Source organism: Acidovorax sp. FG48 (assembly GCF_057809085.1).
Window position 1 is genome coordinate 261,180 of sequence record NZ_JBMDJH010000002.1, and the last position, 18,478, is coordinate 279,657.

An 18,478-nucleotide genomic window follows, 5' to 3' on the forward strand; every position below is an offset into this window, starting at 1 on the left:
ATCCTGATCGCCAACCGTGGCGAAAACGGCCGCGCAGCGGACGTTTCGACAAATCGCCTGACGCAGACCGCGCAGCGGGCTGCTACACGCCACCCCATCGCCTGAGGAGATAAGAGAATGTTTACAAAAATCCTGATTGCGAACCGGGGCGAAATTGCGTGTAGGGTCATCGCTACTGCCCGCAAGATGGGCATCAAGACAGTGGCCGTCTATTCCGACGCCGACAAGGAAGCCCGCCACGTCAAGCTGGCCGACGAGGCCGTGCATATTGGCGCCGCGCCCTCGCGCGAGTCCTACCTGCTGGCCGACAAGATCATTGCGGCCTGCAAGCAGACTGGTGCACAGGCCGTGCACCCTGGTTATGGCTTCCTCTCCGAAAACGAAGCCTTTGCCAAGCGCTGCGAGGACGAAGGCATTGCCTTCATCGGCCCCAAGGCGCACTCGATTGCGGCCATGGGCGACAAGATCGCCTCAAAGAAGCTGGCGAATGAGGCCAAGGTCAACACCATTCCCGGCTACAACGACGCCATCAGCGGCCCCGAGCAAGCGGTGGAGATTGCCAAGGGCATCGGCTACCCCGTGATGATCAAGGCCTCGGCCGGCGGTGGTGGCAAGGGCCTGCGCGTGGCCTACAACGACAAGGAAGCGTTTGAAGGCTTTGCCAGCTGCCAGAACGAGGCCCGCAACAGCTTTGGCGACGACCGCATCTTCATTGAGAAGTTTGTGCAGGAGCCGCGCCACATCGAGATCCAGGTGCTGGGCGACAGCCATGGCAACGTGATCTACCTGAACGAGCGCGAGTGCTCCATCCAGCGCCGCCATCAGAAGGTTATCGAAGAGGCGCCGTCGCCTTTCATCAGCGACGCCACCCGCAAGGCCATGGGCGAGCAAGCGGTGCAACTGGCCAAGGCCGTGAAGTACCAGAGCGCGGGCACGGTGGAGTTCGTGGTCGGCAAGGACCAGGACTTCTACTTCCTGGAGATGAACACCCGCCTGCAGGTGGAGCACCCGGTGACGGAGTGCATCACCGGCCTTGACCTGGTGGAGCTGATGATCCGCGTGGCGGCGGGCGAGAAGCTGCCGCTGACCCAAGCCGACGTGAAGCGCGACGGCTGGGCCATTGAGTGCCGCATCAACGCCGAAGACCCGTTCCGCAACTTTTTGCCGTCCACCGGCCGCCTGGTGCGCTTTCAGCCGCCGGAGGAGTCGATGTTCCAGTCCGATACGACCAAAAAATTGGGCGTGCGGGTGGACACGGGCGTGTACGAGGGTGGCGAGATCCCCATGTACTACGACTCGATGATCGCCAAGCTCATCGTGCACGGCACGGACCGCAACGATGCGATTGCCAAGATGCGCGCGGCGCTGAACGGCTTTGTGATTCGCGGTATCAGCAGCAACATCCCGTTCCAGGCCGCGTTGCTGGCGCACCCCAAGTTCGTGACGGGCGACTTCAACACCGGCTTCATCGCCGAGAACTACGGCAAGGGCTTCCACGCCGAAGATGTGCCGCACAGCGACCCGCTGTTCCTGGTGGCGCTGGCCGCGTTCATGAACCGCCGTTACCGCGCGCGCGCCTCGGGCATCAGCGGCCAGCTGGCCGGCCACGAGGTGAAGGTGGGCGAGCAGTTTGTGGTGGTGACGCTGGGCGCCGAAGGGCAGAACCAGCACCACGAGGTGACGGTGTCCGACTTTGAAGACAAATCGGGCTCCAGCGCAATCAGCGTGGGCGGTAATAGCTATCAGATCAGTAGCGCCGCCACGCTGGGCCAGATCCGCGTGCAGGGCGCATGCAACGGCCAGGGCTTCACCGCCCAGGTGGAGCGGGGCGTGGGCAAGAACCCGCTGGCGCTGCGCATTGCGCACAACGGCACGCAGGTCGAAGCACTGGTCCTGTCGCCACTGGGAGCGAAGCTGCACAAGCTGATGCCCTTCAAGGCGCCGCCAGACCTATCCAAGTTCCTGCTATCGCCCATGCCCGGTTTGCTGGTGGATGTGGCGGTGCAGCCCGGCCAGAAGGTGCAGGCGGGTGAGAAGCTGGCGGTGATCGAAGCCATGAAGATGGAGAACATCCTCTTCGCCGCGCAGGACGGCGTGGTGGGCAAGATCGTGGCGGGCAAGGGCGAGTCGCTGGCGGTCGATCAGGTGATCCTGGAATTCCGGTGATCCCCAGGGCCTGACAGCCCATCCGGAGGGGCCTTGCGCCCCTTTTTTAGTCTTTTTGGCCGCTAGCGATAGAGGAATATGCGTTGGCAGCTATCAAATCAGGAGTAATCATGAGCACGACCCCACGCCCCTTCAAGGTCCTGGGCATCCAGCAAGTCGCCATTGGCGGCACCGACAAGCAGCGGATGAAGACGCTGTGGGTGGACATGCTGGGCCTGGAGCAGACCGGCACCTTCCAGAGCGAGCGCGAGAACGTGGACGAAGACATCCTGGCCATGGGCAAGGGCGCCTTCAAGGTGGAGGTGGACATCATGCAGCCGCTGGACATCGAGAAAAAGCCAGCCGTGCACACCACGCCGCTCAACCACATCGGTCTGTGGATTGACGACCTGCCCAAGGCCGTGGAATGGCTCACTGCCAAGGGCGTGCGCTTTGCCCCCGGTGGCATCCGCAAGGGCGCTGCGGGCTACGACATCACGTTTTTGCACCCCAAGAGCAATGACGAGTTTCCGATTGCCGGTGAGGGCGTGCTGATCGAGCTGGTGCAGGCCCCGGCGGATGTGATTGCGGCGCTGGGCTGAACGGCGCGATCATCAACTCCCGTGTATTCCGTGTTTTCTCTGCAGCGTGCGCTTCGGGTCGGCACCAGGGTGTGTGCCGCGCTCGTGTTGGCGCTGGCAGGGCAAGGGGCCGGAGCCGCAGGCGGCACCGGCGCCTATCCGCTCGATTGGGGCAGGGCGGGGGAAACCTTGCAGTACCGGTCCTGCGGCTGCGCAGACCGCTGCTGGGTGGCGGAAGTGAAACACCAGCGGTCTCGCAAGACGCTGGCCACGCTGCGTTGCGACTGCGAACGCCTGTTTGCCCGGGTCGGCACGAGCGGCCCGGAGGTAGAGCGCAGCCCCACCTGCTCTGCAATGGACGATGGGGACAATAAGCCCCGCGCCATCCGCGAGGCGCTGGAGCAGATGCTGGGGCGCTGAACCGCGCGGCGTCCATGACCTGGCACGTCATGGTCGCCAACCCCGACGGGGGCTACAACAGCGGCACCTTGTCTTTGGTGTCGCCTGCCCATGAAAAAAATTGCTTCTCTGGCCCTGCTGCTCGCAGGTGCCATCCACCTGATTCCGTTGCTAGGCGTGTTCGGCGCAGCGCAACTGGCCAGCCTCTACGGCACGACCCCTTCTGATCCGAACACCCTCATCCTGTTGCGCCACCGTGCCGTACTGTTTGGCATTGTGGGTGGCATCTGCATGGGGGCGGCGTTCAAGCCTGCCGACCAGTGGCTGGGGCTGACTGTGGGCGCGGTCAGTGTTCTCTCGTTCCTGCTGCTGGCGTGGTCCACCGGCGGCTTCAACACACATTTGCAGCGCGTTGTGGTGGCTGACGGGCTGGCTTTGGCGTGCCTGGTTGCGGGCGCTGTGGCCAGAGCGCGGTCCGAGCCGGGCCCGGCCCGCATCTAACTTGGTCTAACTTCGGGCCGCGCAAGCGGGCCCCTGCTGCAAGATGAAAGCCAAAGCCGCCCGTTGGAAGCATGTTGCGCGGGCGGTTTTTGCCGCTGTTTGAACGTGCGCTCTACAGCGGCCAACGGCCGCCTTTTTCTGCGTTTTTGTCCGGAAAGATCGGGGCAGTTGTGGGCCTAGAAACAGTGGCACCTTTTGTGACCATGTTGAGGGCAATTGCACCAAAATCTCCTTCAAAATCATGGTGATAGCGACGCAGGGCGGCTCTTTAGAACACCGTGATGTGGCGCTTTGTGTGATCACTGATGCAATCCCGGGTGCTTGCAGCAGCAGGCTCTCGAAAGGAATCCACCCATGGCCAATGCAACCCTCTCCGCCCCCCAGCCCATCCAGATCCATCGCCCCGTCCCTGCGCCGGCCGTGCAGGGTGAGTGGTCGGTCGAGGCCATTCAGGCGCTGCTCGACAAGCCCTTGATGGACCTGCTGTTTGAGGCGCAAACCGTGCACCGCCAGCACTGGCCTGCGGGCGACATCGAGCTGGCCACGCTGCTGTCGGTGAAAACCGGCGGCTGCCCTGAAAACTGCGGCTACTGCCCGCAGGCGGCCGAGTTCGACACCGGCGTGAAAGCCGAAAAACTCATGGAAGTGGAGGAGGTGGTGCGTGCCGCCCAGGCCGCCAAGGACGCTGGCGCCACGCGCTTTTGCATGGGCGCCGCGTGGCGTGCGCCCAAGGACCGCGACATTGAAAAAGTCAGCGCCCTGATTGGTGCCGTGAAAGGCCTGGGCTTGCAGACCTGCGCCACGCTGGGCATGCTCGAATCGCACCAGGCGCAGGCGCTCAAAAACGCCGGGCTGGACTACTACAACCACAACCTGGACACCGCGCCCGAGTACTACACCGATGTGGTCAGCACCCGCGCCTACCAGGACCGGCTGGACACGCTGCAGAACGTGCGCAACGCAGGCATCAGCGTGTGCTGCGGCGGCATTGTGGGCATGGGCGAGGCGCCGGTACACCGTGCGGGCCTGATTGCGCAGCTGGCCAACTTGCAGCCGTACCCTGAGTCGGTGCCCATCAACAGCCTGGTGCGCGTGCCCGGCACACCGTTGGCCGACAGCGAACCCATCGACCCATTTGACTTCGTGCGCGTGATTGCGGTGGCCCGCATCACCATGCCCAAGGCGCGCGTGCGCCTGTCGGCCGGGCGCCAGCAGATGGGTGAAGCGGTGCAGGCGCTGTGCTTCATGGCCGGGGCCAATTCCATTTTTTATGGCGACAAGCTGCTGGTGACGGGCAACCCCGATGTGGATGCCGATGTGCAACTGCTGGCCAAGCTGGGGCTGAACGGGCACCGCACAACGACCAGCACCCTGGACGGGCACAGCCACAGCGCTTGAGGCCCCCCCGCGCAGGGCACAGCCACTCAAAGCGGCTCTTCGCGCGAAGTCAGTTCGATGCGTTCCATGGGCAGATCGGCGGCCAGGCGGTCCACCTCGGCCAGCCGCGCGGGTTCGGCGTCGGCAAATTGCTGGGCGATGCGCCGGAACTCCTCGGACAAGGTCAGGAAGGCATCGACCATGTCGGGGTCGAAGTGGCTGCCCCGGCCGTCGCGGATTATCTCTACCGCCTGCTCGTGGGAGTAGGCGGGCTTGTAGACGCGTTCGGAGATCAGTGCGTCATACACATCGGCCACGGCCATCAGACGCGCAGACAGCGGGATGGTGTTGCCCACCAGGCCCTCAGGGTAGCCTGAGCCGTCCCATTTCTCCTGGTGACTGTAGGCGATCTCCTTGGCGTACCGGAAGAACGGGTTGTCCAGCGTAGTTCCTGTCTCGGCAGCAATGATGGCGTCGCGCCCCAGGGTGGTGTGCGTCTTCATGATCTCGAACTCTTCCGGCGTGAGCTTGCCGGGCTTGAGCAGGATGCGATCGGGAATGCCCACCTTGCCAATGTCGTGCAGCGGGGCGGACTTGAAGATGGTTTCGATGGCGGCGTCGGTCAGCTCGTCCTTGAAGCGCGGATGGTTCTGCAGGTGGCGGGCCAGCGTCTCCATGTAGTGCTGTGTGCGCCGGATGTGGTTGCCGGTTTCGTTGTCGCGCGTTTCGGCCAGCGAGGCCATGGCGCGAATGGTGGCGTCCTGCAGCTCTGCCATGGCGCGCGTGCGGTTGGCGACCTCTTGCTCCAGAAAATGGTTGTGCTGGGCCAGAAAGTCGCGCGCGCGCTTGAGCTGCAGGTGGTTGCGCACCCGTGCCATCACGATGGCGGGGTTGATGGGCTTGGTGATGTAGTCCACCGCGCCCAGCTCCAGGCCAATGCTTTCGTCCTCGGCCGCGCTCATGGCGGTGAGAAAGATCACGGGGATGTCTTCGGTGTCGGGGTTGAACTGCAGGCGGCGCAGCACCTCGTAGCCGTCCATGTCCGGCATCATGATGTCCAGCAGGATCAGGTCGGGCTTGCTGTCGCCTGCCACGATCTGCAGCGCACGTTCACCACTGGGCGCCAGTTTGACCTTGTAGTCAGTGCGCAGGAGGTCGCTCATCAGCGAGAGGTTGTCGGGCGTGTCGTCTACGACCAGCACCGTGCATTTGCCGCTGGGTGCGAATGGGCTATTCATGAACCGGGTCCTCCTTGTAATCATGGTGTGCGATGGGGGCCTGCCGCAGTATGGCCAGTGCCTCCACAAAGTCATAGCTGTCCAGCGACCGCTTCATCTGGCCATACGCGGGCCCGAGCAGGGCTTGCAGGGCGGGCGCGGAGTCCTTGAAGATTTCGATGGCGTCGGAGTCGTCGTCGGACAGCAGGGCGTCGAGCTGCGCCACCAGCGCATGCGCGGCCGATGCGTCGATCTGCAGGTCAGAAGCAGTGTCGGTGCTCGCAACTTCCTCTGCGGACAGGGCTTGCTGCAGCGCCATGACCAGTGCCCTGCACGCCGCTTCCACGGGCTCCAGCAATGGCTCTATCAGTTCGGGTGATGCCTTCTGCGCAATGGATTCTTCCGCCCGTTGCGCCAGGGCAGCGAGTGCAGTGGCGCCGATGGTGCCGGCCGTGCCTTTGAGCGTGTGCATGGCGCGCTGGGCTTCGTCGTGCTGCCCGGCGGCCAGGGCCGTGCGCGTGGCCTGTACGGCATGTGCCTGCCCCGCCACGAACTTGCGCAGCAGGCCCTCGTACGCGGGGCGTTTGTCCAGCACGCGCCGCAGGCCGGCGGTCACATCCAGCCCTGGGATGCGGCGCAATGCGTCATCGGCAGAAGGCGCGGGGGCAGGGTGGGGTGGAGCTTGCGGGCTCTCGGCGTCACCCGCTGGCTGCCCTTGAAGTTCGGCGTTGAGGCGGTCTGTTTCATTCGCGCCGGTGGCCCGTGGGGCGATCCATTGCAGCAGGGCGGCAAACAGTTCGTCCGGGTCGATGGGTTTGGCCAAGTGGCCGTTCATGCCTGCCTCCAGGCACAGGTCACGGTCCCGGCTCATGGCGTTAGCCGTCATGGCCAGCACGGGCAGCTGGGCCCAGGCGGGGTTCTGGCGCAGGTGCCGGGTGGCGGTCAGGCCGTCCATCACGGGCATTTGCATGTCCATCAGCACCAGGTCGTAAGGGGTCTGGGCGAGCATGTCCAGTGCCACCTGCCCGTTCTGGGCCACATCCACGACCAAGCCCGCGCCGCTCAGCAGCTCGGCACCCACCTGCTGGTTCAGGTCGTTGTCGTCCACCAGCAGCACCCGTGCGCCCGCAATGGCAGAAAGGTGTGCGGCGCGCCGAGGTGCCTGTGCGGCACGCCTGTCGGACGACCGCGCCTGTCCACCCAGTGCCTGCATGGCTGCATCAAACAGTTGCGAGGGGCTGACGGGCTTGGACAGCATCAGTTGCAGCCCGGCGCGTTCCAGTTCGCTTTGCACATCGTCGCGGCCTGCAGCGGTCACGATGACCGTGTGGGGTGGGTGCTGCAGCTGGGCGAGCGCGCGGTGGGTGTCAAACCCGTCCATGCCGGGCATCTTCCAGTCCACAAACGCGATCTCGCAGGGGCGGCCGGCCTGTTCGGCAGCGCGGGCCTGGGCCACGGCCTCCTCTCCCGAAGAGGCCGTAGTGACCGTAAAGCTCATGCGGGCCAGCATCTCGCCCAGGATGTGCCGGGCCTGCTCGCTGTCGTCCACCACCAAGACATGCCGCCCGCGCAGGTCGGGCGTGGGCAGCAGGGGCGCATGGCTTGGGTTGCCCAGTCCCAGACGGGCAGTAAACCAGAAGGTGCTGCCCACCCCGGGCTGGCTTTGCACGCCCACTTCGCCCCCCATCAGCCCGGCCAGCTTCTTGGAGATGGCCAACCCCAGCCCGGTGCCGCCGTATTTGCGCGTGGTGGAGGTGTCCGCCTGCTCGAACGACCGGAACAGCCGTGACTGCTGCTCGGGCGTCAGGCCGATGCCGGTGTCCTGCACCTCAAAGCGCAGCAACACGCCGGTGTCGTCGCGCTCTGTTTCGGTGACGCGCACGATGATTTCCCCCGTGTCGGTGAACTTGACCGCGTTGTTGGCGTAGTTCACCAGGATCTGCCCCAGGCGCAGCGGATCGCCGCGCAGGTCATCGGGCAGGGCCGGGTCCACATCGAACAGCAGCTCCAGGCCCTTGTGGGCGCATTTGTCGCTGACCAGATTGGCCACGTTGTCCAGCACGCCGCGCAGGTCAAAGTCCACGACCTCCACTTCGAGCTTGCCGGCTTCGATCTTGCTGAAGTCCAGGATGTCGTTGATCAGGCCCAGCAAGTGCTGGCCAGAGCGCTGGATCTTTTCCACATAGTCGCGCTGGCGCGGCGTGAGGTCAGTGCCCAAGGCCAGGTGGCTCATGCCGATCACCGCGTTCATCGGGGTGCGGATCTCGTGGCTCATGTTGGCCAGGAAGTCCGACTTCATCTGCGATGCTTCCTCCGCGCGGGCGCGGGCAATCTCCAGCTCGTCCTCGTGTTCGCGCAGGGCCGCGTTGACCTTTTGCAGTTCCACCGTGCGCTCGGCCACGCGCGCTTCCAGCACCTCCTCGTTGCGCTTGAGGGCATCGACCAGCTCGTTCTGCGCTGCCATGGCCTGGGCCGTGGCCTTTTCGCGCTGCAAGAACTGCCGCGCCATGGCAAAAGCGAGCAAAAAGGTGAGCAGCGCCTGGAAGGCGGTGAGCCCGGTGGTCAACAAGGTCTGGTGCTTGACCTCGGCGTTGCGCGAGTCGCCCAGCAGGGCCGACACGCGCGAAGCGCTGAGCGACAGCTCTTGCACCGTCTCGCGCAAGCCATCCAGCTCGATGCGCAGGCGCCGCATGTTGGTCTGGCTGGAGGTGGCGTCCACACTGGCGCCAAAGTAGCTGTCGCCCGCTGCCACAAACCGCTGCAGGGCGGCCAGCGCAGTGCTGTAAATGGGCTCGTCCTGCATCAGCGTGCGCGAGGTGCCGCTTTCCAGCGCGCTGAACCGGCTCAGGAACAGGTCGTAGCGCAGCTCCAGCTTGTCCATCGTGATGCTGGTGGGGTCCAGCTCGAACTGGTGCAGCGCGTGGTCCAGCTTTTCATACTCCACATTGAGCTGCAAGAACGACCACAGCGCATTCACATCGCCGCGCCGCATCACGGCTTCCACACTGCGGTACTGGCTGTATTGCACCGCCGCTATGGCCACGTAGGCCAACACCAGCCCCGCAATGATGAGCCGCAGGATGTGTTGGCTGCGCAGCATACGGGTGGGCCGGGGCGCGGAGGGCGACTACCGGATGTGCAGTGCGTTGAGCTGCCAGGCTGCCCGGTTGTAATACAGCTCGCTGCGCAACTCGGCCTTGGTATCAAACGGGTAAACGATGAACAGCGGGCCTTTTTCGCGGATGGGCATGGGCCGGTTGTTCATCAGGCGCGCCACGATCACGTCGTGTTTGGTGGCGTCGTCTGCCGGGATCTCGGTCTTGTAGTCATTGAGGGCCACTGCCGTGATCTTGGTGCCCTTGGCACCCACTGCTGCCAGCACATCGCGGAGCAGGGGGCCTGTGAAAGTGACGGCGCTGGGGTACCAGGGGGTCTGGGTGGAGAAGCTGTGCTGCGGCAGCTTCTCCAGCATCTTCATGTCGAACTGCGCCTGCGGGCCCCGGTTGGTCTGCGTGATGGCGCCGTCGATGGTGAGGATGACAGGGCCGGTGGGTGGCTCCAGTGCCTGCACGTTGCTCGCGGCCAGCAATGCCGCGCAGATGACCCCTGCGGCCCATGCCTTGGACAACACCCGTTCCAACCCATAACGACGATGAGATTGCATGGACACCCCCTCCTGTTTTGGTAACAGTCTCGCGGATAGATGCCCAAAATGTAAACCGATTTATCACCATCGGTTTGACGGATGACCCGCCGGGGTGTCGAGCGTGCGACGGCAGCGGACGGGTGGCGGGGCTGCTGCGTCAGGCTGCGGCGGGCGCGCTGGCGGCAGCCATGGTGTCCCAGGCCTTCAGGGCCTCAGCCGTGTACATGAGTGCCGGGCCACCGCCCATGTAAACGCACACGGCCAACATTTCTTCCAGCTCTGCGCGGGTGGCACCGAGCTTTTGCAGTGCCTTGACATGAAAACCAATGCACCCGGAGCAGCGCTGGGTGACCCCAATGGCCAGGGCAATCAGCTCCTTGTGCTTGCTGGTCAACGCACCTTCCGCCATGGAAGCCTGCGCAAGCTGCGCGAAGCCCCGCATGGCGTCTGGCTGGGCCTTGCGGAAGGTGGCCAGGCTTTCGTTGATGCCCTGGATCAGGCTGGTGTGGTCGAACGTACTCATGGAATGGTTCCTTGCTGGGGCCTTGAGGGCGCCGGACTCTGCGCGTGCCGGCGCCTGCCGGCGGTTTATTTCTTCATGGGACAGGTGTTGATGCCAAGCAGCGTGTAAGCCGGGCAGAAGCGAAACAGGCCGGTGGCCAGTGGTACCACGCCCAGCCATCCCCACCAGCCCACCGTGCCGGTGGCAGCCAGTGCAATAAGGACCAGGCCTGCCAAGACGCGCAGCACGCGGTCCACGGTTCCTACGTTGATGTTCATGATGATTTCCTTGCTCTGAGGTTGCGGCCCGGGATGGGCCTTGCTTGCACAAGCGCAGCGAACGCGGAATACGCTCGCTGCCCGGTCAGTCGAATGAGGGGGACGCAGGCGCCGCGACAGGCTTGCCTGCAGCCACCCAGGCGTCAAAGCCGCCGGCGATGGACTGCACCTGCAGATAGCCCATGTCGTGCATGGCGCGCGCGGCCAGTGCGGCACGGCCGCTGGTCTTGCAGTACAGCACCACCTTGAGGTCACGCGCGCTGAGTTCGGGTGTGCTGCTGAGGCGGAACTCCAGCACCCCGCGCGATGCGTGAATCGCGCCCGGGATGTGTCCTGCCTGGTATTCGTCGGCCTCTCGCACATCGATCAGCACGTCGGCGGTGCGGATGGCTTCGTCTGCCTGGTCCAGTGGGACCTCCTGTACCAGGGCCTTGGCGGCGGTGACGAGATCGTGGGCTGTTTTCATGTGTGCGTTCCTGCAGTGGGTGTGGCGGTACGGATGTGGCAGTTGTGTCACAGCGCGTTGACAGGAATCTTGAGATAGGTCACGCCATTGGCTTCCGGCGGTGGCATTTCCCCTGCGCGGATGTTGACCTGCACCGAAGGCAGGATCAGCACGGGCATTTCCAGCGTCGCGTCGCGCTGGGTGCGCAGCGCCACAAAGGCTTCCTCGCTTATCCCGTCGTGCACATGGATGTTCTTGGCCCGCTGGTCGGCAACGGTGGTTTGCCACGCCACGGCGCGCCCTGCCGGGGGGTAGTCGTGGCACATGAACAGGCGGGTTTCCGCCGGCAGGCTGAGCAATTTGCGCACCGATTGGTACAGCGTGTGGGCATTGCCGCCGGGGAAGTCGCAGCGCGCTGTGCCCACGTCGGGCATGAACAGGGTGTCTCCCACAAACACGGCATCACCGACCTGATAGGCCATGCATGCGGGGGTATGGCCGGGCACTGCCAGCGCCTGGGCCTCCAGTTGGCCGATGTGGAAGACCTCGTTGTCGTGCAGCAGCTGGTCGAATTGGCTGCCATCCGGACGGAACTCGGGCTCCAGATGAAAGACTTTCTTGAACACGTCCTGCACCTGCGTGATGGACGCGCCAATGGCGATTTTTCCGCCCAGCTTGTCGCGAAGGTAGTGCGCGGCCGACAGATGGTCTGCATGGGCATGGGTTTCCAGAATCCATTGCACCGTCAATCCCTGACCTTGCACAAACGCGATGATCTTGTCGGCAGACCGTGTGCGGGTGCGGCCCGACTTCGGGTCGTAGTCCAGCACCGAATCCACCACCGCGCAGTGGCCGCCAGGCTGATCGAACACCACATAGCTCACCGTCCAGGTGGCGTCATCAAAGAAGGCTTCTATCTGGGGTTTCATCGAAGGGCTCCGTATTTAATTTCGATATTTATAGTTTATTGACATATATATTGTTAGTCAATAGAATATCAACATCGAATTTGAAAAGGAGCGCGCCACCATGCACGCAGAAGCACAAATGGACCTGGAAGCCTTGCGCAGGTCAGCCGACAGCGCTTGCCGCTTGATGAAGGTTTTGTCCAACCCCGACCGCCTCCTGCTGCTGTGCCAGCTGACGCAGGGCGAAAAGCGGGTGGGCGAACTGGAGGAGTTGGTGGGCATCTCCCAGCCCACCTTGTCCCAACAGCTGGGCGTATTGCGCGAGGAGGGCCTCGTCAACACCCGCCGCGAAGGCAAAAACATCTATTACGAGATCGCCAGCCCCCAGGCCCTGGCGGTGATGAACGTTCTGTTTGAACAATTTTGTGGCCCTGCCCAGGAGAGCAAACCATGCTGATCGATTGGACCCATTTCACCCCTTGGGCTGCCCTAGCCGGTGGCGTTTTGCTGGGCCTTGCCTCGGCGCTTTTTGTGCTCCTCAACGGGCGCATCCTGGGCATCAGCGGCATTGTGGGCGGGCTGCTGCGTCCCCGCGCGGGCGACATGGGCTGGCGCCTGGCTTTTGTGCTGGGCATGTTGGTGGCGCCTGGCCTTTACTGGCTGGTGGTCGGCCCCACGCAGCCGCGCATTGATGCGACCTGGGGCATGGTGGTGATCGCCGGCCTGCTGGTGGGTGTCGGCACACGTTACGGGTCGGGCTGCACCAGCGGCCACGGCGTGTGCGGACTCTCGCGCATGTCGCCCCGTTCCTTGGTGGCCACCCTGGCCTTCATGGGGGCAGGGTTCGTCACCGTCTTCCTCATCCGGCACGCGCTGGCCTGAACGCATCCCCATTCATCGGAGCATTGATCGCTATGAAAAATCGTATTTCGGAGTTTGTGGTGGGCCTGATTTTCGGACTGGGCCTGATCGTCTCGGGCATGACCGACCCGGGCAAGGTGCTGGGCTTTCTGGATCTGGCCGGCTTGTGGGATCCATCGCTGGCGTTTGTGATGGGCGGAGCCATTGCGGTGGGCGTCTTTGCCTTCGCCGTGGCCAAGAGGCGGACCACAAGCTTTCTGGGCGGCGCCATGCACTTGCCCACGTCGCGCGACATTGATCGCCGTCTGGTCGTCGGAAGCCTCATCTTTGGCGCGGGCTGGGGCATTGCCGGGTTTTGCCCGGGCCCAGCCATTGTTTCGGCGGGTGCGGGCCAGCCCAAAGCCATTGTGTTTGTGATTGCCATGGTGGCGGGCATGTGGCTGTTTGAACTGGCCGAACGCATGTCCCACGGTACCGCAACCACACAGACCGGAGGCCGCTGATATGCCGCTGCAAATCATTGCCCTGACCCCTGACTTCGCTGTGTCGCCGCAGCTGGCCACCACGGACTTTGCCGCTTTGGCCCAGCAGGGCTTCAAGACCATCATCAACAACCGGCCCGACGGGGAGGGCGGTGGCGCACAGCCCACCAGCCCTGAAATGGAGCGCGCTGCCACCGTGGCGGGGCTGCACTACGTGTATCTGCCGGTGGTCAGCGGCTGTATCACGCCGGAACAGGTGGAGGCCATGCACAAGGTCTTGATCACTGCCCCCAAGCCCACGTTGGCGTTTTGCCGTTCAGGCGCCCGGTCTGCACAGCTGTTTGGGCTGGCGCAGGACTTGGACGCCGAAGCGTCCTAATCACCCGGAAACCCTCATGAACTTCATTCCCGGCTGGGTCCGCAACTACCAGAAGTCCTGGCTCTCCGGCGACATGGTCGCCGGTGTGATCGTGACGGTGATGTTGATCCCGCAGAGCCTGGCCTACGCGCTGCTGGCGGGCTTGCCGCCCGAAGTGGGCTTGTACGCCAGCATCCTGCCGATCATTGCCTATGCCGCGCTGGGGTCCAGCATGACGCTGGCCGTGGGCCCGGTGGCGGTGGCTTCGCTCATGACGGCGAGCGCCCTGCAGCCCCTGGCCGCCGCTGGCTCGCCCGACTACGTGGCGCTGGCCATGCTGCTGTCGCTGCTGTCCGGGGGCATGTTGCTGCTGTTTGGGGTGTTGCGGCTGGGTTTTCTGGCCCATTTTCTGAGCCATCCGGTCATCAGCGGCTTTATCTCTGGCTCGGCTGTGCTCATTGCTGTGGGGCAGGTCAAGCACCTGCTAGGCGTGAAGGCGGGCGGCACCGATGTCTTGGATACCGTGGTTCAGCTGGTCCACGCCGCGCCTGGCACCAACCTCGTCACACTGGGTATTGGTGCGGGCAGCGTGTTGTTTCTGGTGCTGGCGCGCAAATCTTTGTCCCCATGGCTGGTTCGCCTGGGTGCCAGTCCGCGCCTGGCGGATATCGCATCCAAGCTGGCGCCCATGCTCGCTGTGATGGTGTCCACCGCCTTGGTCGCCGCCATGCGCTGGGACCAGACGGCGGGGGTCAGCATTGTGGGCACGGTTCCCCAAGGCCTGCCGCAGCTCGGGTTGCTGGCGGTTTCGATGGCATCTGTGGGCTCGCTGTGGTTGCCTGCGCTGTTGATCTCGCTGGTGGGCTTTGTGGAAAGCGTGTCGGTGGCACAATCGCTGGCGCTCAAGCGTCAGCAGCGCATTCAGCCCAACCGGGAACTCCTGGGCCTGGGGGCTGCCAACGTTGCCAGTGCACTATCGGGTGGTTTCCCCGTCACGGGCGGCTTTGCGCGCTCGGTCGTCAATTTTGCGGCCGGGGCCAATACGCCTCTGGCAGGTGTCATTTCTGCAGTGCTGATGGGTGTGGTGATTGCCGCACTGACGGGGCTGTTTCACTATCTTCCCCATGCCGTGCTGGCAGCCACCATCATCGTGGCAGTCGTGTCCCTGATCGATGTGGAGACACTGCGCGAGGCCTGGCACTACGACAAGGCCGACGCCATGGCCTTGCTGGCCACTGCAGGAGGTGTGGTCGCTTTTGGCGTGGAAGTCGGCATTTTGATGGGAGTGGCGTTGTCGCTCGGCACATTGGTGTGGCGCAGCAGCCATCCGCACATTGCGGTGGTGGGGCGCGTGCCAGGCACGGAGCACTTTCGCAACGTGACCCGTCACTCGGTGACCACAGAGTCCGGCCTGATTGCGGTGCGTGTGGATGAAAGCCTGTATTTCGCCAATTCGGACGCTTTGCTGGACCGTGTGGAGGAATTGGTAGCCGCTCAACCGGATACGCGCCACGTGCTTCTGGTGTGCTCAGCCATCAACCAGATCGACACGACGGCATTGGGCGTACTGACCGATCTGGAGCGAAGCCTGGCCCAGCGAGGGGCGGCGTTATTGCTGTCCGAGGTGAAAGGACCCGTGCTTGACCGTTTGCGGGGCACAGAACTTGGCCAGCGGTTGGAAGGACGCATTTTTTTGAGCACCCATGCTGCGTTTGAATACGCAAGGCGGGCTGGCAGCATGGTGGGTCGGTACGGGGATCCGGCGGCGGCTATCTAGTGCAGCGAGGGATGGGGTACGTTGAAACGGAGCACCGATCTGCAGAGGCTCCTTGGAAAGCAAATTTAGTATTTTACATAATATACATCGTATCTACTAAATGGTGAGTCCCACGACTGTATCTCATCGCTCAATCTGGACGCTCTGGCCTCTGTCATCCGTCCATGCCGCTACCATCATCGCCCATGACACTGCCCACACAAACCCCCTCCACATCTCACATCCACTTCGGCCTTCGTGATCGCGTCTGTATCGTCACCGGCGGTGCCCAGGGCATTGGCGAGGCCTGCATCCGCCGTTTTGCGGCCGAAGGCGCCAAGCTGGTGATCGTGGATGTGGACGATGCGCGTGGCCAAGCGCTAGCGAAGGAGCTGAACGCGCTGTATGTTCGCTGCGATGTGGGCGATAAATCGCAGGTAGATGCGCTGGTGGCCCAGACCCTGGCCGCCCACGGGCGCATCGACGTGCTGGTTAACAACGCCGGTATCTTCCGCGCGGCAGATTTTCTGGAGGTAACCGAGGCCGACTTTGACGCCGTGTTGCGGGTCAATCTCAAGGGCTCGTTCCTGGTCGGTCAGGCGGTGGCGCGGGCGATGGTTGCTTCGGGTGGCGGCGCCATCGTCAATATGAGTTCAGTCAACGGCGTACTGACCATTCCCAACATCTCCAGCTACAACGTGAGCAAAGGCGGCGTGAACCAGCTCACGCGCGTGATGGCGCTAGCGTTGGCCGACAAGAACATCCGCGTGAACGCGGTGGCTCCAGGCACCATCGCCACCGAACTGGCCGCCAAGGCGGTGCTGACCAGCGATGAGGCCAAGAACAAGATCATGAGCCGCACGCCCATGAAGCGGCTGGGCGAGCCGTCCGAGATTGCCGATGTGGTGGCCTGGCTGGCGAGCGACGCGGCGAGCTATGTGACCGGAGAGATCGTGACCGTGGACGGCGGGCGCATGACGCTCAACTACACCGTGCCGGTCTGACGCACTTTCGACCACTCCTGTTTTGATAGCTTCCAGCGCATGATCCACTAGCGCTAGCGGCTATTTTTATGACTTTCAGACCTGTGGCATGCGCTGCAGCAGCCCTGAGGTGCTGCGCGGCCAGCCGACCGGGCCGAACCAGGCGCCGCCAGCAATCGCCCAGGCGTTGACCAGGCCGTACAGCACCAGCGCTGCCCCCTGCGCAGCAAACACGGCAGCCAGTCCACCGCCCCAGCGTAGTGCCAGCCAGCCGCCGGTGACGGCCACCGCCAGGCGCACGATGTTGCCGATCACGGGCCAGAGCAGGCGCCCTGCCCCTTGCGAGGCAAAGTACAGCACCAGTCCCAGGCCAAAAAACCCGTACACCGGACCGACGGTGCGCAGATACAGCGCACCCGCCTCCAGCATGGCGGGGTCGCTATTGAACAGTGACAGCCACGCACTGGGCAAGGCCGCCGCCCAAAGGCCAATCGCTTCGGCCATCACAAACGCCATGGCCGCGCCGATCCAGGTGGCGCGCAAGGCGCGCTCGCGCTGGCCGGCGCCGATGCAGGTGCCCACCATGGCCACCAGCGGTGCGCCCAGGCCAAACACCAGCGGAACCAGCAGGTATTCCAGCCGCGACGCGGTGCCGTATCCCGCAATGGCCGCCGTGCCAAAGCCGCCCACCAGTGCGGTGGTCACGCCAATCGCCAGGTTGGTGGCAACGGTAGAGACCGTGCCCACCAGGCCCACCCGCAGGATGTCCTTGAACAACGCCCAGCGAAACCGGATGTGCGCCAGCGAAGGCCGCAGCAGGCTGCGCGGCGACCACAGATACGCTGCCAGCACCACGCTGCCGATGAGGTAGTACGCCATCAGCGCAATGGCGCCCCCGGCAATGCCCAGGCCGGGCATAGGGCCCCAGCCAAAGATGAACAGCGGCGACAGCGGCACCAGCACAAACGCACCCAGTACCGTGACATACGCCGGCACAGCCATGTTGCCCGTGCCCCGGATCACGGCCGACAGCGTGTTGAACAACCAGACCAGAAACGCGCCCGCAAACACCCAGTTGGAATAGACCAGCGCCGCATCCAGCGCGCCGCCCGTGCCGCCCATGCGGGTGTAGAGCCAGCGCCCTCCTCCCACCACGCCCATGGTAAAAACGAGCGAAAACACTGCCGCAATGGCCAGCGCGTGCAGCACCAGCGCGTCCGCATCGTCCCGTCGCCGCGCGCCCAGGGCTCGGGCAATGGCTGACGCAATGCCGCCGCCCATAGCGCCTGCCGAGGTCATCTGCATCAGCATGACCACGGGGAACACCAGGGCCATGCCTGCCAGCGCGTCCGTGCCCAGCTTGCCGACAAAGTAGGTCTCGATGAGGCCGACGCCCGCCTGCGCCAGCATCACCAGCACGTTGGGCGCGGCCAGCCGCAGCAAGGTGGGCGCGATGGGCGCCTCCAGCAGCATGCGGGTGCGTGGGTTCAGTGCCTCGGACACGTCAGGCCCCTGCCCCACCGGCTGCAGGCTTGCGTGGCACGACGATGCGCACGGTAGTCAGCTGCAGCACATCGCCGTGCTGGTTGCGCGTCTCGCTGCGCACAGTGACCATGCCACGGTCGGGCTTGGATTTGGAGGGCTGGATCTGCACCACCTCGCTCACCACATGCAGCACATCGGTGGCGCGCGTGGGCCGGGGCCAAGTAAGCTCGCCGCCTGCGCCGATGATGCCACCCGCAATCGGCAGGCCGCTGGTCACCTGCAAGCGCATGGTCACGGCCGCCGTGTGCCAGCCGCTGGCAGCCAAGCCCCCAAACAAAGTGTCACGGGCTGCGGCGTCGTCCAGGTGAAAGGGCTGCGGGTCGAACTGCGCGGCAAACGCGGTGATCTGCGCCTCGTCCATGGCGTGTTCGCCGCTGGTGAACTGGTCGCCCACCGACAAGTCTTCCAGGTAGATCGGGGGCTTTGTGATTGTCGAGGCGTGGCTGGCCGGAGACTGCGTCATGTCGATGGCTTTCTTGGAGAGGGGGTGTTGG

20 protein-coding genes are annotated in these 18,478 nt (G+C 64.1%); 11 read left to right on the plus strand and 9 right to left on the minus strand.

Annotated features, from left to right (window positions below; translation table 11 throughout):
* Positions 1-117 precede the first annotated feature (117 nt).
* The 5 genes from ACODSU_RS04205 (at position 118) to bioB (ending at position 5,024) form a co-directional block, all read left to right on the plus strand.
* Positions 118-2,166 (plus strand): acetyl-CoA carboxylase biotin carboxylase subunit, encoded by a 2,049-nt coding sequence (locus ACODSU_RS04205; RefSeq protein ID WP_488840332.1) that lies wholly within the window; start codon positions 118-120, stop codon positions 2,164-2,166.
* A 110-nt stretch (positions 2,167-2,276) separates the two neighbouring features.
* Entirely contained in the window at positions 2,277-2,747 is a 471-nt protein-coding gene (locus tag ACODSU_RS04210) for a VOC family protein (protein ID WP_060987719.1), read from the plus strand.
* A 30-nt stretch (positions 2,748-2,777) separates the two neighbouring features.
* Positions 2,778-3,146 (plus strand): hypothetical protein, encoded by a 369-nt coding sequence (locus ACODSU_RS04215; RefSeq protein ID WP_488840334.1) that lies wholly within the window; start codon positions 2,778-2,780, stop codon positions 3,144-3,146.
* A 90-nt stretch (positions 3,147-3,236) separates the two neighbouring features.
* Entirely contained in the window at positions 3,237-3,626 is a 390-nt protein-coding gene (locus ACODSU_RS04220; protein WP_488840336.1) for a phosphopantetheine adenylyltransferase, read from the plus strand.
* Between the two features lie 354 nt (positions 3,627-3,980).
* The gene (bioB, locus tag ACODSU_RS04225) at positions 3,981-5,024 is read left to right on the plus strand and encodes a biotin synthase BioB (protein WP_488840338.1); all 1,044 of its coding nucleotides are present in this window, start codon (positions 3,981-3,983) and stop codon (positions 5,022-5,024) included.
* Between the two features lie 26 nt (positions 5,025-5,050).
* On the opposite strand, the gene ACODSU_RS04230 is transcribed toward bioB, so the two are convergent.
* The 7 genes from ACODSU_RS04230 to ACODSU_RS04260 all read right to left on the minus strand — a co-directional run bounded on the left by ACODSU_RS04230 (position 5,051) and on the right by ACODSU_RS04260 (position 12,020).
* Positions 5,051-6,241 (minus strand): response regulator, encoded by a 1,191-nt coding sequence (locus ACODSU_RS04230; protein ID WP_488840340.1) that lies wholly within the window; start codon positions 6,239-6,241, stop codon positions 5,051-5,053.
* On the minus strand, positions 6,234-9,320 hold the full coding sequence (locus ACODSU_RS04235) for a hybrid sensor histidine kinase/response regulator (RefSeq protein WP_488840342.1): 3,087 nt from the start codon (positions 9,318-9,320) through the stop codon (positions 6,234-6,236). The genes ACODSU_RS04230 and ACODSU_RS04235 overlap by 8 nt, the downstream gene beginning before the upstream one ends.
* A gap of 27 nt (positions 9,321-9,347) precedes the next feature.
* Positions 9,348-9,884 (minus strand): putative pterin-binding protein, encoded by a 537-nt coding sequence (locus ACODSU_RS04240; protein WP_015014126.1) that lies wholly within the window; start codon positions 9,882-9,884, stop codon positions 9,348-9,350.
* Between the two features lie 139 nt (positions 9,885-10,023).
* The gene (locus ACODSU_RS04245) at positions 10,024-10,389 is read right to left on the minus strand and encodes a carboxymuconolactone decarboxylase family protein (RefSeq protein WP_015014125.1); all 366 of its coding nucleotides are present in this window, start codon (positions 10,387-10,389) and stop codon (positions 10,024-10,026) included.
* Positions 10,390-10,454: 65 nt separating this feature from the next.
* Complete coding sequence (locus tag ACODSU_RS04250; protein WP_015014124.1) at positions 10,455-10,646, minus strand: YgaP family membrane protein; 192 nt, start codon at positions 10,644-10,646, stop codon at positions 10,455-10,457.
* A gap of 85 nt (positions 10,647-10,731) precedes the next feature.
* On the minus strand, positions 10,732-11,112 hold the full coding sequence (locus ACODSU_RS04255) for a rhodanese-like domain-containing protein (RefSeq protein WP_108498613.1): 381 nt from the start codon (positions 11,110-11,112) through the stop codon (positions 10,732-10,734).
* Positions 11,113-11,159: 47 nt separating this feature from the next.
* On the minus strand, positions 11,160-12,020 hold the full coding sequence (locus ACODSU_RS04260) for an MBL fold metallo-hydrolase (RefSeq protein ID WP_488840344.1): 861 nt from the start codon (positions 12,018-12,020) through the stop codon (positions 11,160-11,162).
* Between the two features lie 100 nt (positions 12,021-12,120).
* Here ACODSU_RS04260 and ACODSU_RS04265 point away from each other — a divergent pair, with 100 nt between their 5' ends.
* The 6 genes from ACODSU_RS04265 (at position 12,121) to ACODSU_RS04290 (ending at position 16,460) form a co-directional block, all read left to right on the plus strand.
* A complete protein-coding gene (locus ACODSU_RS04265; protein WP_060984746.1) occupies positions 12,121-12,456 on the plus strand; it encodes an ArsR/SmtB family transcription factor in 336 nt (111 codons plus the stop codon).
* Positions 12,450-12,881 carry a YeeE/YedE family protein gene (locus ACODSU_RS04270; RefSeq protein ID WP_488840347.1) on the plus strand — a complete coding sequence of 144 codons (432 nt, stop codon included), beginning with the start codon at positions 12,450-12,452 and terminating at the stop codon, positions 12,879-12,881. Before ACODSU_RS04265 ends, ACODSU_RS04270 begins: the two co-directional genes overlap by 7 nt.
* 32 nt (positions 12,882-12,913) lie before the next feature.
* The gene (locus ACODSU_RS04275) at positions 12,914-13,363 is read left to right on the plus strand and encodes a DUF6691 family protein (RefSeq protein WP_488840349.1); all 450 of its coding nucleotides are present in this window, start codon (positions 12,914-12,916) and stop codon (positions 13,361-13,363) included.
* A gap of 1 nt (position 13,364) precedes the next feature.
* On the plus strand, positions 13,365-13,721 hold the full coding sequence (locus ACODSU_RS04280; RefSeq protein ID WP_488840351.1) for a protein tyrosine phosphatase family protein: 357 nt from the start codon (positions 13,365-13,367) through the stop codon (positions 13,719-13,721).
* A gap of 16 nt (positions 13,722-13,737) precedes the next feature.
* A complete protein-coding gene (locus ACODSU_RS04285) occupies positions 13,738-15,477 on the plus strand; it encodes a SulP family inorganic anion transporter (protein WP_488840352.1) in 1,740 nt (579 codons plus the stop codon).
* Positions 15,478-15,662: 185 nt separating this feature from the next.
* Positions 15,663-16,460, plus strand: coding sequence for an SDR family NAD(P)-dependent oxidoreductase (locus ACODSU_RS04290; protein WP_488840353.1), 798 nt, complete (start codon positions 15,663-15,665; stop codon positions 16,458-16,460).
* A gap of 75 nt (positions 16,461-16,535) precedes the next feature.
* On the opposite strand, the gene ACODSU_RS04295 is transcribed toward ACODSU_RS04290, so the two are convergent.
* Positions 16,536-17,912, minus strand: a complete 1,377-nt coding sequence (locus tag ACODSU_RS04295; protein WP_488840548.1) for an MATE family efflux transporter — start codon at positions 17,910-17,912, stop codon at positions 16,536-16,538.
* A gap of 31 nt (positions 17,913-17,943) precedes the next feature.
* Positions 17,944-18,447, minus strand: coding sequence for a MaoC family dehydratase (locus ACODSU_RS04300; RefSeq protein WP_422849592.1), 504 nt, complete (start codon positions 18,445-18,447; stop codon positions 17,944-17,946).
* Positions 18,448-18,478 lie beyond the last annotated feature (31 nt).